The sequence below is a fragment of the Tropicibacter sp. Alg240-R139 genome (assembly GCF_900537075.1).
GTDB lineage: Bacteria > Pseudomonadota > Alphaproteobacteria > Rhodobacterales > Rhodobacteraceae > Falsiruegeria.
Map to the genome: position 1 here is coordinate 340,819 of NZ_UNRA01000001.1, position 12,962 is coordinate 353,780.

Annotated in this window: 15 protein-coding genes and 1 other RNA gene; 5 read left to right on the plus strand and 11 right to left on the minus strand. The window is 59.2% G+C overall.

Annotated features, from left to right (window positions below):
* Positions 1-63: 63 nt before the first annotated feature.
* Positions 64-546, minus strand: coding sequence for a GNAT family N-acetyltransferase (locus G6R15_RS01700; RefSeq protein WP_164658059.1), 483 nt, complete (start codon positions 544-546; stop codon positions 64-66).
* A gap of 84 nt (positions 547-630) precedes the next feature.
* Positions 631-798 (minus strand): 50S ribosomal protein L33, encoded by a 168-nt coding sequence (gene rpmG, locus G6R15_RS01705; RefSeq protein WP_039682682.1) that lies wholly within the window; start codon positions 796-798, stop codon positions 631-633.
* A gap of 307 nt (positions 799-1,105) precedes the next feature.
* On the opposite strand from rpmG, the gene G6R15_RS01710 reads away from it, so the two are divergent.
* From G6R15_RS01710 to G6R15_RS01720, 3 genes are read left to right on the plus strand one after another with little or no spacing between them, the layout of a single operon-like run.
* Complete coding sequence (locus tag G6R15_RS01710) at positions 1,106-1,744, plus strand: DUF1326 domain-containing protein (RefSeq protein ID WP_164658060.1); 639 nt, start codon at positions 1,106-1,108, stop codon at positions 1,742-1,744.
* A gap of 13 nt (positions 1,745-1,757) precedes the next feature.
* A complete protein-coding gene (locus G6R15_RS01715; protein WP_164658061.1) occupies positions 1,758-2,600 on the plus strand; it encodes a DUF2182 domain-containing protein in 843 nt (280 codons plus the stop codon).
* Positions 2,601-2,659: 59 nt separating this feature from the next.
* The gene (locus G6R15_RS01720; RefSeq protein ID WP_164658062.1) at positions 2,660-2,992 is read left to right on the plus strand and encodes a GYD domain-containing protein; all 333 of its coding nucleotides are present in this window, start codon (positions 2,660-2,662) and stop codon (positions 2,990-2,992) included.
* Between the two features lie 31 nt (positions 2,993-3,023).
* Here G6R15_RS01720 and rnpB read toward each other — a convergent pair.
* From rnpB to G6R15_RS01760, 8 genes are all read right to left on the minus strand, one after another.
* Positions 3,024-3,445: RNase P RNA component class A (gene rnpB / locus G6R15_RS01725), an RNA gene on the minus strand.
* A gap of 340 nt (positions 3,446-3,785) precedes the next feature.
* Positions 3,786-4,484 (minus strand): N-acetylmuramoyl-L-alanine amidase, encoded by a 699-nt coding sequence (locus tag G6R15_RS01730; protein ID WP_240336642.1) that lies wholly within the window; start codon positions 4,482-4,484, stop codon positions 3,786-3,788.
* A complete protein-coding gene (locus tag G6R15_RS01735; RefSeq protein WP_164658064.1) occupies positions 4,468-5,304 on the minus strand; it encodes a hypothetical protein in 837 nt (278 codons plus the stop codon). The genes G6R15_RS01730 and G6R15_RS01735 overlap by 17 nt, the downstream gene beginning before the upstream one ends.
* Before the next feature lie 43 nt (positions 5,305-5,347).
* Positions 5,348-6,835, minus strand: coding sequence for an Asp-tRNA(Asn)/Glu-tRNA(Gln) amidotransferase subunit GatA (gatA, locus tag G6R15_RS01740; protein ID WP_164658065.1), 1,488 nt, complete (start codon positions 6,833-6,835; stop codon positions 5,348-5,350).
* A 3-nt stretch (positions 6,836-6,838) separates the two neighbouring features.
* A complete protein-coding gene (gatC, locus tag G6R15_RS01745) occupies positions 6,839-7,126 on the minus strand; it encodes an Asp-tRNA(Asn)/Glu-tRNA(Gln) amidotransferase subunit GatC (protein WP_164658066.1) in 288 nt (95 codons plus the stop codon).
* A gap of 137 nt (positions 7,127-7,263) precedes the next feature.
* Complete coding sequence (locus tag G6R15_RS01750; RefSeq protein WP_164658067.1) at positions 7,264-8,835, minus strand: adenylate/guanylate cyclase domain-containing protein; 1,572 nt, start codon at positions 8,833-8,835, stop codon at positions 7,264-7,266.
* A gap of 252 nt (positions 8,836-9,087) precedes the next feature.
* Complete coding sequence (locus tag G6R15_RS01755; protein ID WP_164658068.1) at positions 9,088-9,612, minus strand: hypothetical protein; 525 nt, start codon at positions 9,610-9,612, stop codon at positions 9,088-9,090.
* A 103-nt stretch (positions 9,613-9,715) separates the two neighbouring features.
* Positions 9,716-10,864 carry an aromatic ring-hydroxylating dioxygenase subunit alpha gene (locus tag G6R15_RS01760; protein WP_164658069.1) on the minus strand — a complete coding sequence of 383 codons (1,149 nt, stop codon included), beginning with the start codon at positions 10,862-10,864 and terminating at the stop codon, positions 9,716-9,718.
* A gap of 106 nt (positions 10,865-10,970) precedes the next feature.
* Between G6R15_RS01760 and G6R15_RS01765 the strand changes: the two genes are divergently transcribed.
* A complete protein-coding gene (locus G6R15_RS01765; RefSeq protein WP_164658070.1) occupies positions 10,971-11,558 on the plus strand; it encodes a TetR/AcrR family transcriptional regulator in 588 nt (195 codons plus the stop codon).
* On the opposite strand, the gene G6R15_RS01770 is transcribed toward G6R15_RS01765, so the two are convergent.
* A complete protein-coding gene (locus G6R15_RS01770; protein ID WP_164658071.1) occupies positions 11,530-12,195 on the minus strand; it encodes a ceramidase domain-containing protein in 666 nt (221 codons plus the stop codon). The two genes, G6R15_RS01765 and G6R15_RS01770, sit on opposite strands and share 29 nt — an antisense overlap.
* A gap of 70 nt (positions 12,196-12,265) precedes the next feature.
* Here G6R15_RS01770 and G6R15_RS01775 point away from each other — a divergent pair, with 70 nt between their 5' ends.
* A complete protein-coding gene (locus tag G6R15_RS01775) occupies positions 12,266-12,958 on the plus strand; it encodes a metal-dependent hydrolase (protein ID WP_164658072.1) in 693 nt (230 codons plus the stop codon).
* Positions 12,959-12,962: the final 4 nt, after the last annotated feature.

Consider the following 12,962-nt stretch of genomic DNA (forward strand, 5'->3'; position numbering starts at 1 on the left):
GGTGTCAGAACTTTGCAGCAGAGTTTTGTGGCAGACGCCCACAGGCTAGCGTTTGCCAACCCCTCATAGCAAGCGCTGTTTCATTCGGATTGCAGGGAAGGTGATTCCGGGTTGCAAAGGCACATCAATCGGCCCAACCGTCTCAAAGCCCATGGCGTGGTAAAATGGCTCGGCGGTGAAGGTCGACCAGCACTCCATCTGTACGATACCCTGCGCGCGTGCCTCGCTCAGCGCATACCCCAGCAACAGCCGCCCCACCCCGCGCCGTGTGACCGTCGCATCGGTCACGACATGTCGAATATGGCCCAGGTCTCTCACCTGCTGGTCCCTGCTCCAGCCGCCTGCGCCCAAAAGTCGGCGCGCGCCTGTTTCAACCAGATAATAGGTGCCGCTGCGCAGCAAGTTCGGCTGCGCCCGCGAGATCAATGGCAGCGCTGTCACCAGAACCGAGGGCGGATAATCATCCTTGAGCAGCTTGGGATAGGACCGGGCCAACAACGCATCAACGGCGGCCAGATCCTCGCGGGTTGTTGCCCTGACATGCATGAGCGCCCTCCAAGGCCTGAACAAAAGAAAAAGGGTCACGCGCTAACGTGACCCTTTTTCAGGATTGGTCCAGATCAGTAGGTCTTACTTGATCTTGCCTTCCTTGTACTCGACGTGCTTGCGCGCGACCGGGTCGTACTTACGCACAACCATTTTTTCGGTCATGGTGCGGGCGTTTTTCTTGGTCACGTAGAAGTGGCCGGTGCCTGCGGTCGAGTTCAGACGGATCTTGATGGTCGTCGGCTTCGCCATGAGTTCTCTCCTGAGCCCAAAAGGCGCGGGCCTTTCGGTTGAATTCCTATGAGCGTGCGCTTTTACCTGTCCGGGCCTGCGAGTCAACACCAGAATCGTACTCTTGGTGCAGCAAATCGCATTTCCTGCTCTTGATCCATTCGCCCTGATCCCACCCGGATTAGGCAAGATCACGGATATGTGATACACCTCCCTCACGACCCAATACATCAAGCCGACCCTAACAACGGCACGAGGCCGCGCTTCAGGCAATGAAAGTGCGAGCAGTAGCGGTGATTTTACCGCGCTTTCTATTGGGGGAATTGTTATGACGAATTGGACGATTACCGGCGAAGAAATGGCCAACTGCAACTGCAATTTTGGTTGCCCATGCCAGTTTAGTGTACTGCCGACGGACGGAACCTGCGAAGCAGCTGTCGTCTATGACATCGAGAGCGGCCATCACGGTGATGTCGAGCTTGGCGGCTTGAAGGCAGCAACAGTCTACAAGTGGCCCGGCCCCATTCACGAGGGCAATGGCGAGATGCAATTGATCATCGATTCCAATGCCACCGCGTCGCAAAAAGCGGCGCTTGAGACGATCATGTCGGGCGGCGACACCCAGGAGATGGCGACGATGTGGTTTGTGTTCGGCGCGATGTGCCCAACTAAACACGAGACACTCTCTGCACATATCGCGATCGACATCGACCGGGAAAGCCGGATTGGGAAAGCCACCGTTGACGGCATACTTGAGGTCGAAGGACAGCCCCTGGCCAACGTTGTTTCCGGTGAACCGCATCGGGTTCGCATTGATCTTCCGCATGGGTTCGAATTTGCGCAGGCTGAGGCCGCGCAAGGGCGGACCAAGACCTCTGGCGGCAGCATTGCGTTGCTGAAGAACAACGGCACGCATGCTCATTTTGCCAGGTTGCACCTCAGTGGGGACGGGGTTGTAAGAGCCTGACAGGTTTCCTGTCATGACACGAAAAACGGGCGTTGTCGCGTCTGAGCGCATTGAACAATTGGTCAGGCGGGACAAGGCAATCGTTCTGATCAGCCTCTCTCTGGTTATCTGTCTCTCTGCCGCCTACACCGTGGTCGGGGTCGGCATGAACATGTCGGCCGCCGAGATGACACGCATGGCGCGCCCGATCGGCGAGCCAATGACCATGGGCCCCAACGCGCCCTGGACCGTGCTTCATGCCCTGGTCATCTTCCTGATGTGGTGGGTGATGATGATCGCCATGATGACCCCAAGCGCCGCACCGACTGTGTTGCTGTTTGCTGCGATCAAGAAAATGGGCCCGGACGGGCCACGGGCGGGCGCATTCACAGGGCTGTTCTTGGCCGGATACCTCGTAACCTGGGGCATCTTCAGCCTTGGGGCAACAGGGGCGCAGTGGGGGCTTGAAGCCGCCGGGTTATCCGATGGCCCAATGATGACGCTCAAGTCCAAGGGCGCGGCAGGTGCCTTGTTGTTAGCTGCCGGTCTCTATCAATTCACGGCGTTCAAGGACGCCTGCCTGCGTCATTGTCGTTCACCGGCCCATTTCCTGGCCGAGCATCGCCGCCCTGGTCTGTCAGGGGCCTTTGTGACCGGCGCAGATCACGGGCTGTATTGCCTGGGTTGTTGCTGGGCGCTGATGGCCCTGCTCTTTGTCGGCGGGGTAATGAATCTCTACTGGATCGCGGGGATTGCGATCTATGTCGGCCTTGAAAAGATCACACCGCACGGCCGTTGGCTGTCCTATGCCACCGGGGCCGCGCTTGTTTGCTGCGGCCTCTATCTGATTGGGACCGCCACATTTTCGACGCTGTGACGGGCACCGTAGCACCTAAAGAACAAGCCAAGTCCACCAAACCCAAAAAGGAGGGTACCATGCCACTTTTTATCACCTACGCCTCATACTCGACATCCGGCCTGCAAGGCCTGCTTGCCAAACCCGAAGATCGCGGACCGGCCATTCAGGCGCTCATGGACAAAGTGGGAGCCAAGGTCGTGGCGCTCTACTTCACGACCGGTTCAAATGATGTCGTCATGGTCAGCGAAGCTGTCGACGGTACCGACACCGTTGCTTTGGGCATGGCCGTCGCTGTATCGGGGAGTGTCCAAAATGTCGAAACCGTGCGCGCATGGAGCAGCGCGGACTTCGCGGAAATTGCCAGCAAGGCCGCATCTCTGACCGACGGGTACACTCCGCCCGGCAGTTAATGGATATCCTGTCTTCTCGGGTTACAGAAAAATGCGCGGAGGGCCTGTAAGCCGGATTCTGTTCTGGGGTTGCCCCCGTCGATGACCATTCATCTAGGCCACACATTGCTGCGTGGCTCGAGCTGCCAACCCGACCCCTCTCGGCTGAAGCGCGCCTAGCGGCGGTATCGACCAGGGCCGACACAGGCCCGCGCGGGGGTCCTATTTGGCATTGCTCCAGGTGGGGCTTGCCGTGCCACCCCTGTTGCCAAGGGCGCGGTGGGCTCTTACCCCACCGTTTCATCCTTACCCTAGTTTTGCCAAAGGCGAACCTTTGACAGACCGGGCGGTTTCATTTCTGTGGCGCTTTCCGTCAGGTTTCCCTGCCCGGGCGTTACCCGGCACCGTTGCTTCATGGAGTCCGGACTTTCCTCGGGAGGGACACGCCCCACCCGCGGCCATCCGGCCCTCCGCGCAAGCGGCTGGGTATGCGGTGATAGGGCGGGCGTCAAGAGGTGATGGAGGGTCACAAATTGACGGGGACGCTCCCGCACCCGAGCGACCCTGGCTGCGCCAGCGCCGCTAGCGGCTTTGGGCCGGGCGCCTCGCCTTCGGCTCGGCGCGGTCCCGCCTGTGGTTTCGGTTGCGTCCCTTATCGAACCGGGTACGGCACAGCGCCCGCCGCCGCGCGAAGCGCGGCGGCTCGGCCCAACGGGAGGAGGGCATCTTTGATGCACGAACGACGGGCGGGAGCGCTTCCGCGATCAAACCTCGTGTTTCGCAGGACAGGCGTGTTCGAAAGTAATAGAAGGGATTAGGTTGAAAGCGTTGCGCGGGATATAGCAGCGACGTCTTCGCGACAAAGTGGACCACGACCCCAGGGCCGATACCTGAGGCGCACGGCGTCCAGGAGTCTCTCGTCATCCACGTCAGAGGTGAACCCTTCATCACGGGCCAGCCTGCGAAATTCGCCTACAGAGGCCTCTACCAGCATCTCGCCTTGGGCCCGCCCCCCTGCCAGGTTCTGGCGCTCCAGGCGCTCCCAATCGAACCGTGGGCCGGGATCAAATTTGCGCCCCGGAGCCATGTCGGAATGGCCAATCACCCCCCCCGACGCGATCCCCCACCGAGACAGGATCTGCGGCAGCAAGCGCTCCAGCGCCGCCATCTGCGGCTCGGCGAAGGGATGATCGCCGCGATTGTCGAGCTCGATCCCGACCGAGCGCGAGTTGATGTCACACTGGCCATGCCACTCCCCTGCCCCGGCATGCCAGGCGCGATCTGCTTCGCGCACCATCTGCCACAGGGTGCCATCCGGTCCGATCAAGTAATGCGCCGAAACCTCGGCAGCAGCGTCGCACAAGCGGTCCAATGCCGCCTCTGCGTTGTTCATCGCGGTGTAGTGGATAACCACCAGGGTTGGTGTCAGACCATCCCGGCGCGAGCCAAAGTTCGGCGAAGGGCGCCAAATCGCGCCCTTGGCATCAACCGCCGCCTCAGTTTTGGACGGCACGGCGGAACGGCGCAGGATCCCAGCTGCAGGCATAACCATCGCCGTCTGGATCCAGACTCTTGCGGTCACGCTCCGGGCCACCCATGGACAGAAACTCGATCTGGGCCTGATCGGACGAAGCATAGGCAGCGCAGTTGCGCTGCGACTTGGCCTTCAGGTTGAACCCCGAGCGGCTGTGGATCTGAACCCCACGCGGGTTGCTGGTGCGCAAAGCGTAGCTGACAATGTTGGGTTGCGCATCCCCATCTCGTTGCGGGATCGCTGTCGGAGTGACCAGCTGATACTGCTCCTTGTTGCGCGCAATCCGCTGAGCATCGCTTTCGATCGACTGGCGGCTGGAAACCGCCGCAAAATCCTGCTCGTCCGAAATCGACGTGCTGCCAGCAGTTTGCGGGGCTGGGTTCGACGGGCTGGCCTGTAACGGAGCTTCGCCCGAATTCTGGGCAGCAGCCGTCAGGGCGGCCTGAGTCTCGTTGGCAATGTCCTGTGCGGTCAGCGTCGAACTGCTGGCAACTGCCGTCGAAGACGGCGTTGTCGGCGCCACAGTCGACGCCACGGCTGTTGAGGTCGTCGCATTGGTAAACAGACCCTGTTCCTGCGCGGGAATGCCCACTTGCGAGCTCCCGGCGGGCAGGGTTTCCGACGATACGGCCGAGGCCGGGATCAGGGGATCCCCATTCACCGTTTCCCCCGACAGCGCCGCTTCACGGGCGGCCTGTTCGGGCGATGGACCAAACCCGACACCTGCTGCGGAATCGGGTATCTGCGGGCTACAAGCTGCAAGAACCCCCATAACGGGGATCAAAAGATATGGGCGCATGGCTGCTATCCTGCCGTTTTTTGCTCTTACTTGGGCAGCAGCCTTACCACCATTTCGACGGTTTGGCTACAAAGCCCGCCGAAGCTTCGAGGGCATAGGCGGTATTGAGCAGATCACCCTCTTCCCACGGTCGTCCGATCAGCTGCAGCCCCAGGGGCAGACCCTGCTTATCCACACCAGCAGGCACAGCGATACCGGGCAAACCAGCCAGGTTCACGGTGACCGTAAAGACGTCGTTCAGGTACATCTGCACCGGATCGGCATCCGTCATTTCGCCCAGTCCAAAGGCCGCCGACGGCGTCGCAGGCGTCAGGATTGCGTCGATGCCCGCAGCAAACACATCCTCAAAGTCTTTCTTGATCAGGGTGCGAACCCGGCGCGCGCGGTTGTAATAGGCGTCATAAAAGCCCGCCGACAGCACATAAGTGCCAATCATGACACGGCGCTGCACCTCAGGGCCGAACCCTTCGGCGCGGGTCTTTTCATACATCTCGGTGATACCGTCGCCCGCCTCCAGCGTCGCGCGGTGGCCATAGCGTACACCATCATAGCGCGCCAGGTTCGACGACGCCTCGGCCGGAGCAATCACATAGTATGCAGGCAACGCGTATTTCGTGTGCGGCAGCGAGATATCGACGATCTCGGCCCCTGCTGCTTTCAGCATTTCTGCGCCTTCAGACCACAGCTTTTCGATCTCACCCGGCATCCCGTCCATGCGGTATTCTTTTGGGATACCGATTTTCTTGCCCTTGATGTCGCCGGTCAGCATCGCCTCGAAGTTCGGCACCGCCAGATCGGCGCTGGTGCTGTCCTTGAGGTCATGGCTGCACATCGCCTCAAGCATGATGGCAGCATCACGCACGTTTTTGGTCATCGGACCGGCCTGATCCAACGAACTGGCAAAGGCCACCACACCCCACCGCGAGCAGCGGCCATAGGTGGGCTTGATGCCGGTGATGCCGGTGAATGCCGCAGGCTGACGAATTGAACCGCCGGTGTCGGTGCCGGTTGCCGCCAGACACAGGTCAGCTGCCACAGCCGAGGCCGAGCCACCGGACGACCCGCCCGGTGTCAGCGCCGCCTCGTCATCGCCACGACGCCAGGGATTGACGACATCGCCATAAACGCTGGTTTCGTTTGACGAACCCATCGCGAATTCGTCCATGTTCAGTTTGCCCAACATGACAGCGCCTGCGTCGACCAGATTCTGGCTGACAGTGGATTCGTATTCGGGTTTGAACCCTTTCAGGATGCGACTAGCAGCCTGGCTGTCGACACCCTTGGTGCAGAACAGATCCTTGATACCGATCGGCAGACCGCACATCGCGGGCGCGTCACCTTCAGCAATACGGGCATCCGCCGCCTTGGCACGCTCCAAAGCGATCTCTGGTGTCTTGTGCACAAAGGCGTTCAGCGCGTCAGCGGCATCAATGGCGCTCAAGCAGCTTTCGGTCAGCTCGACGCTGGTGGTTTCACCCTTGCGCAGCAGGTCGCGGGCCTCGGCCAGGCCCAGTTTGTTCAGGTCACTCATGTCTTACTCCACCACTTTCGGCACGGCGAAAAAACCCTCGCGGGCGTCCGGCGCATTGGCCAGCACCTTCTCCTGCTGGCTGCCATCATTCACCACGTCTTCACGGCGCTTCAGGCGTTGCGGCGTGACCGAGGTCATCGGTTCGACCCCCTCGACATCCACTTCGTTCAGCTGCTCGATGAATCCAAGGATCGTGTTGAATTCCGAGGCCAGCGCCGGCAGCGCGTCATCCTCGACCTTGATCCGGGCCAGTTTGGCCACCTTGGCGGCGGTGCTTTGGTCAATCGACATGGGAACCCTCAATATCGCGTCAGACAGGCATTTACCGCCCTCGCCCAAAGGCCGCAAGGTCACATGTACACAAGAGACGGCGGTTACCGCTCTCTTAGGGGCTTGAGATCAGCGACCCAACCAAGCAACACACGTCGTCAACCAGCCGTATCAGGGTTCTGGGCTTTGACAAGCGCGGCCCGGATGGCCGAGCGAACCTGCGCCCGCGTGGGTTCATCAAGGGATGCCAAATCCACTGTCAGCGTGCTGCCTTCCTCCCCCTGTCGGAGAGCGGCCTGCGCGACGTCAGAAACCTGAATTTCCTTTACGTGGTATGGGGTGATTTCGCGTGCGATTCCTTTGAAATGAACGGCTTCGGACGGCTCTGCCTCGATGATGTCACGCACATGTGCGTAAGTCTCGTAACTCATCACGATCCCGCCGGGTTCCGCAATACTTTCAAGCCGCGCCGCCAAATTCGCTTCGGCACCGATGATCGTATAGTCCATGCGCTCGTCGGACCCAAAGTTCCCCACGTTGCAATACCCTGTGTTCATCCCCATTCGGGCTTTGAACGGATGCTCCAGCCCCTTTTGACTCCAAACTTCGGCCAACTCGGCCAACCGCCGCTGCATATCCAAAGCCATGCGCACGCAGGCGCGTGCATCTTCGGCCGTGCCTTTCGTTTCCGGGTCACCAAAAAAAGCAACTATTGCGTCACCGATGAATTTGTCGATTGTCGCACCGTGGGCTTCGGCGATGCGGGACATTTCCGTAAAATACTCGTTCAACAGTGCTGTCAACTCTTCGGGCTGCATGCGTTCGGTTGTCGCGGTGAAGTCTTTGATGTCAGAAAAGAAGACGGTCAGCTTCTTCCGTTCGGTAGAGATCAGAACGTCCTTTTCGCCGGAAAATATCGACCTGTAGACCTGCGGAGACAGGTATTTGGAAATCTTCAACGATATGCCCGCCAAAAACTCATTGTTTGCGGTCAGTTCATCATTCATCCGGCTGAAACTGCCCGCGAGCTTGTATTGCAGAATAGCAAAGAAAAAGCCCGCAGTTCCGGCCGCCGCGAAATAAAGAAGCAGCCACTTGAACGACCACAGATTCAAAGCAACAGGCTGGCGGACGGTAACGGTCTGCAAGGCGCGAATATCGCCAACCTTCCAATCCTTTTTGGGGCTTTCCGCATGAGAGTTGTGGCAGCTGACACAGCCTCCGGCCATAACCACAGGCGTCGCCAGGGTTATCTCTCGATTCCAAATACTTCCCGTCGAATTGACAGCGAAATCCTGCCCCTGTGGATCAGTGCGAAATCTGGTCAACGCATCGCGTTCAAATGCATCAAGCTTGTGTGGTGGCCGATTGGCGAACGCATAATCAGAGACAAAGCGATACTCAACGTCGCCTTCTGCTGTTCCGATCTTCTCCCCCAGTTCAAGCGACAGCGTCGCCGGGATCGGAATCGCGCCACTGACATCAAGATAATTGTGCAGCGCCTGCGTCTCAGCATCCGAGTTCACCACGCGCGACACAACGTTTGTGGCATAATACGTTCGCACCGACGAGATGATACCGTTCAGGCTGCTCGCTTGCCGACGGAGCGTTTCATCGGTGAGGTTGCGCAGGTCCAGCCAAATCGCTGTAGGCAGACCAACGAGGGCAATCAAAACAACGATGATCAGCCAATAGGGCCGCGCCAAAAGAAATCGCCCGAAATGGTCCATCAAATGCCCCCGCAATACATCCCTGTTGGGGACAGTAATACGGCATCTTCGTGCGTTCCGCACTCATCAAACAATCAAGGCAACACTGACAGCGTTTCCTATTGCCAGTGCTAGGCGAACCCAGACCATTTCCAAGCGTTGTGAAAGACAGAAATCCTCATGGCAACGAAAGGCCAGAACAAACCGCTCCCCGTCGGAGCGTTTCAGTATTCCATTGGGCACGCGCCGCCAAGGCGCGGCCTTTAAACGAGATTACAACACCATCGCAGCAGCCGCGCCAACCACCATGGTACAGCCCAGCGCCAGACCGGCCTGCGCCATACGGCGGCGCACCTTGTATGTGCGGGCTTGCCGGGCCAGGTCCTGATGAAGGGCCGCAATCTCGACCTCATCCATGGGCTCAGCGGACTGGTAGTAGTCCAGGAATGCAACCACATCAAAGCCCCCCCAATCACGCCCTTTCAGGTTTTCGACCTTGCCCATGTTATCGGCCAACCGGCTGACACAGGCGTTGCGGGCGTTTTCATCGCGGGCCGGAAACCGGCCTGCGGGTGCACCACTGTGATAGACGTTGAGGCCAAAGCCCGAATCCAGAAACATCTGCTTGATGTCTTCGTCCGCGCCGGCCAGAGCCTCGGCCAGAGCGGGATCACGGAACAGGGCCACCTGTTCGCTGAACATATGCCCACAGCCAATATCGTTCAAAGCGCCTTGAAATTCCTGCCGCACATCATCGGGCATGATGGAAAACATATCGAAATCATAGGAATAGGACACGGGAACACGCCTCTGTCAGGTTTGAATGCAACCATGGATAGAGAGGTTTTGTGTTTGAAATTGGGCAATATTTCTTGATTTTCGTGAAATTGACAGGGGTCGATCAGCCCGCCATCAGCTCCTCGACCGTAAGGTTAAACCTGTTCAACGCCCCCTCAAACCGCCCAAACAAATGGCTCGGGTTTCCGCCAGAGGCAAAGCCGGACTGAATCTCTTCGCCCAGGTCGAAATCTTCGATCAGAGTCGCCATCGTGATCTTCTGATTGCGCACCCAATGGGCCTGCATCTCGTCGCCGTCAAGCCTGCTCGCCGGGGCCAATGTGGCAATGCGCAGCGTGGTGTGATCCTGCGCGCGGGGCTGGGCGTTGATCCAGACAACATGATCCTGCTGCACCAAAAACTGCGTCGTAGGAATCACGGTATAGACGACATTGGAGTCTCTGCGGATCTGCCATTCGGCCTCAGGCGTGTTCGCAAGATCCGGCATGGTTGTGCGTGGCAGGACCGTACGGATGTGTGGACCAAAGCAGCAATAGGTCGACAGGTTGTCGGGGAAAAAGGGCGCGATGGTTTTCGCGTGCGCCACCCGGAAATGATAGGCCTCGATCCCACCTTCGACCAGAACCTTCCAGTTCGCCTTGACTTCAATCGTGGTCTCGACCGCGATCTTGTGGTTCGCCAAGTCCAGCCAGCCAAGATCATCAGAAACCGGCCCCAACCAATCGTCTATATTCAGCGGCCCGCTTATTTCGGGATTGGCGATGATCCAGATGAACCCATGCGCCTCTGCCACAGGCAGACGTCGCAGCCCACGTTCCGCACGCGGCAAATCCGGGAACCCCTGCTGCTCTTGGGGCACAGCGCGCAGATCTCCCTGATTGGTCCAGCTCCAACCGTGGTAGGGGCAGGTAAACACCCGTTTGCACCCCGTCGCGTCCCGTTCCAACTTGGCCCCGCGATGCCGACAGACGTTTAGAAACGCACGCACCTTTCCCGCGCCATCACGTACCAAAAGCACCGGCAATCCCATAACCAAACGCGTCACAAAGCTCTCGGGCCCGGCCAACTCGCCCGAATGCGCCGCCACAACCGGTTGGCGCCGGAACAGCGCCGCCTCTTCGCGCGCAAATCGATCCGGGCTGGAATACCGCGAGATGGGCGAATGGCTGATCGTTTCATCCAGATAGGCCGACTTTTGCTCGGCCAGACCGATGATTTCGCGAATTAACCTGATCTCTTCGCTGCGATCCATGGTGGCTCCCTCCCCCGCTGCACAGATACCTTACCAATCGGTAAGTAACTTACCAACTGGTAAGGCGTCAAGAAGTTGGTGTATGTTGAACGGCAAAGGAGCCCCGATGATCACCAAGCCCGACCCCGCCGACAGATACCTGAACCTTGCCACCAAACGCTTTTCCGAGCTTGGGTTTCATGGGGTATCGCTGGCATTGGTGGCAAAAGACGCAGGTGTCACCAAACAGGCCGTTCTGCATTATTTTCGCTCCAAAGAACGGCTCTACGGCGAGGTGCTCAACCGGTTGGCGGGCCGGTTGCTCGCAGAGATCGACGCGATCAAGGCCCCCACCCCATCGGCCCGCCTGATCGCCTACTTTGAAGCCTACGCCGCCACTGCGATCTCGACCCCCCAAGACGCACGCCTTGTCGTCCGCGCCCTGCTGGACAGCGACGCACAAGCACGCAGCTGGCCAATCAGACCCTATCTCGACCGCCTCATGGATCTGGCCATGCAAACCCCGCGCTGGCAGAATGCCAGCCGCGTCGAAGCGCTGGCTGGGCTCTACCAATTGATCGGAGCAATCCAGTATTTTGCGATCTCGGCCCCGACCCTGTCGGGCATGTACGGCAATGCCATCTTTGACGATTTGGAGAGTGCCCTATCCGCCGATCTCAGACAGATCATTCAGGACTTTGCGCAGGCGCATTAAAGCCTAGCACATGCCGCCGCAAAACCTCGATCATCCAGCCCAGCATGATCCCATTGAGGATATGCCACATGAAATGCGTCCCCATCGGCCAGGCCCCACAAATCGGCTCGTCCAGCGCACGAAACATGATCGACGCAACAAGGATCGTGGCCCCGATGGCCAACCCACGCGCTGTTTCAGGCATACCCCGACGCAGGGCAAGGGCGTAGATGTAGATCAGCAGCGGCACCGGCGCATAAGCCGCTGACCCACCCAGCCCCGGCACCATCTGGAACAAGGGCACGGTCGCGGCCGCATAGGGAAAGAACAGCACCGTCACCCCAACCGCAGGCCACACCCGCAGGCCCCAGACATGGCGGTTCACCGCATAGATGTAGACCAGAATATACAGCAAAATCGGTGCCACATCCGCCATTGCCGCCCAGACCTGCGCGTGGGTGTGGAACAGATAACTCCCCACCCCAATGACCGCCAAAATGGCAACCAACAGCCGCGCAATCGCGATCCCTTGCGTTCGCCTCCACATGATCAAAGCGGCCACAACAAAGGCCGCATTGGTCACCGCATTCACCGGCTCTGCCCAGTACTCTGGCCCCAGCCGCTCGCAGTACCCATCGATTTTCTGCAACCAATCCATAGATTTCTATGTAACCGGTGTTAGGCTCACGCCAAGAGAAATCGGGCCAACTGCAATCGGAGATTCAACTATGGAAATTATCTGGCTGGGACACGGCAGCTTTCGCATTGAAACCGCAGGACAGGTTCTGTTGATCGACCCCTGGCTGACCGGCAACCCCGCCCTGCCCGAGGATCAACACAACGCCGCCATCGCAGGCGCGACCCACATCCTGCTGACCCATGTGCATTTCGACCATGTGGTTGACGTCCTGCCGCTGGCCAAGAAACTGGGCGTGCCGGTTGTGGGTCAATACGACCTGATGGGCCATTGGGGAGAAACCGAAGGCATTGAAACCGTCGGCTTCAACAAGGGCGGCACCGTGGACCTGAACGGGATCAAGGTGTCGATGGTCCCCGCCTCGCATTCCTCGACCTTCAACACGCCCGACGGCATTCGCACCGGCGGGACCGAGGTTGGATTCATGATCGCGTCCGAAGGCAAGATGCTCTACCTCTCGGGCGACACCGACATCATGGCTGACATGGACTGGATGGGGGATTATTACAAACCCGACATCGGTATCCTGTCGGCGGGCGGCCATTTCACCATGGACATGAAGGGCGCCGCCTATGCCGCCAAGCGATACTTCAACTTCAAGACTGTGATCCCCTGCCACTATGGCACCTTCCCGATCCTGGAACAGAACGCCGACGACTTGCGCGCCGGGCTACCGGGGGTCGACGTGATCGAACCGAAGGTCATGCAGGCCATCACGCTATGAGGTC

Bases quoted from the DNA above. Each gene is read 5' to 3' on its own strand.
- G6R15_RS01700 (WP_164658059.1), bottom strand. From the start codon at position 546: ATGCATGTCAGGGCAACAACCCGCGAGGATCTGGCCGCCGTTGATGCG.
- rpmG (WP_039682682.1), bottom strand. From the start codon at position 798: ATGGCGAAGCCGACGACCATCAAGATCCGTCTGAACTCGACCGCAGGC.
- G6R15_RS01710 (WP_164658060.1), top strand. From the start codon at position 1,106: ATGACGAATTGGACGATTACCGGCGAAGAAATGGCCAACTGCAACTGC.
- G6R15_RS01715 (WP_164658061.1), top strand. From the start codon at position 1,758: ATGACACGAAAAACGGGCGTTGTCGCGTCTGAGCGCATTGAACAATTG.
- G6R15_RS01720 (WP_164658062.1), top strand. From the start codon at position 2,660: ATGCCACTTTTTATCACCTACGCCTCATACTCGACATCCGGCCTGCAA.
- G6R15_RS01735 (WP_164658064.1), bottom strand. From the start codon at position 5,304: ATGCGCCCATATCTTTTGATCCCCGTTATGGGGGTTCTTGCAGCTTGT.
- gatA (WP_164658065.1), bottom strand. From the start codon at position 6,835: ATGAGTGACCTGAACAAACTGGGCCTGGCCGAGGCCCGCGACCTGCTG.
- gatC (WP_164658066.1), bottom strand. From the start codon at position 7,126: ATGTCGATTGACCAAAGCACCGCCGCCAAGGTGGCCAAACTGGCCCGG.
- G6R15_RS01750 (WP_164658067.1), bottom strand. From the start codon at position 8,835: ATGGACCATTTCGGGCGATTTCTTTTGGCGCGGCCCTATTGGCTGATC.
- G6R15_RS01760 (WP_164658069.1), bottom strand. From the start codon at position 10,864: ATGGATCGCAGCGAAGAGATCAGGTTAATTCGCGAAATCATCGGTCTG.
- G6R15_RS01765 (WP_164658070.1), top strand. From the start codon at position 10,971: ATGATCACCAAGCCCGACCCCGCCGACAGATACCTGAACCTTGCCACC.
- G6R15_RS01770 (WP_164658071.1), bottom strand. From the start codon at position 12,195: ATGGATTGGTTGCAGAAAATCGATGGGTACTGCGAGCGGCTGGGGCCA.
- G6R15_RS01775 (WP_164658072.1), top strand. From the start codon at position 12,266: ATGGAAATTATCTGGCTGGGACACGGCAGCTTTCGCATTGAAACCGCA.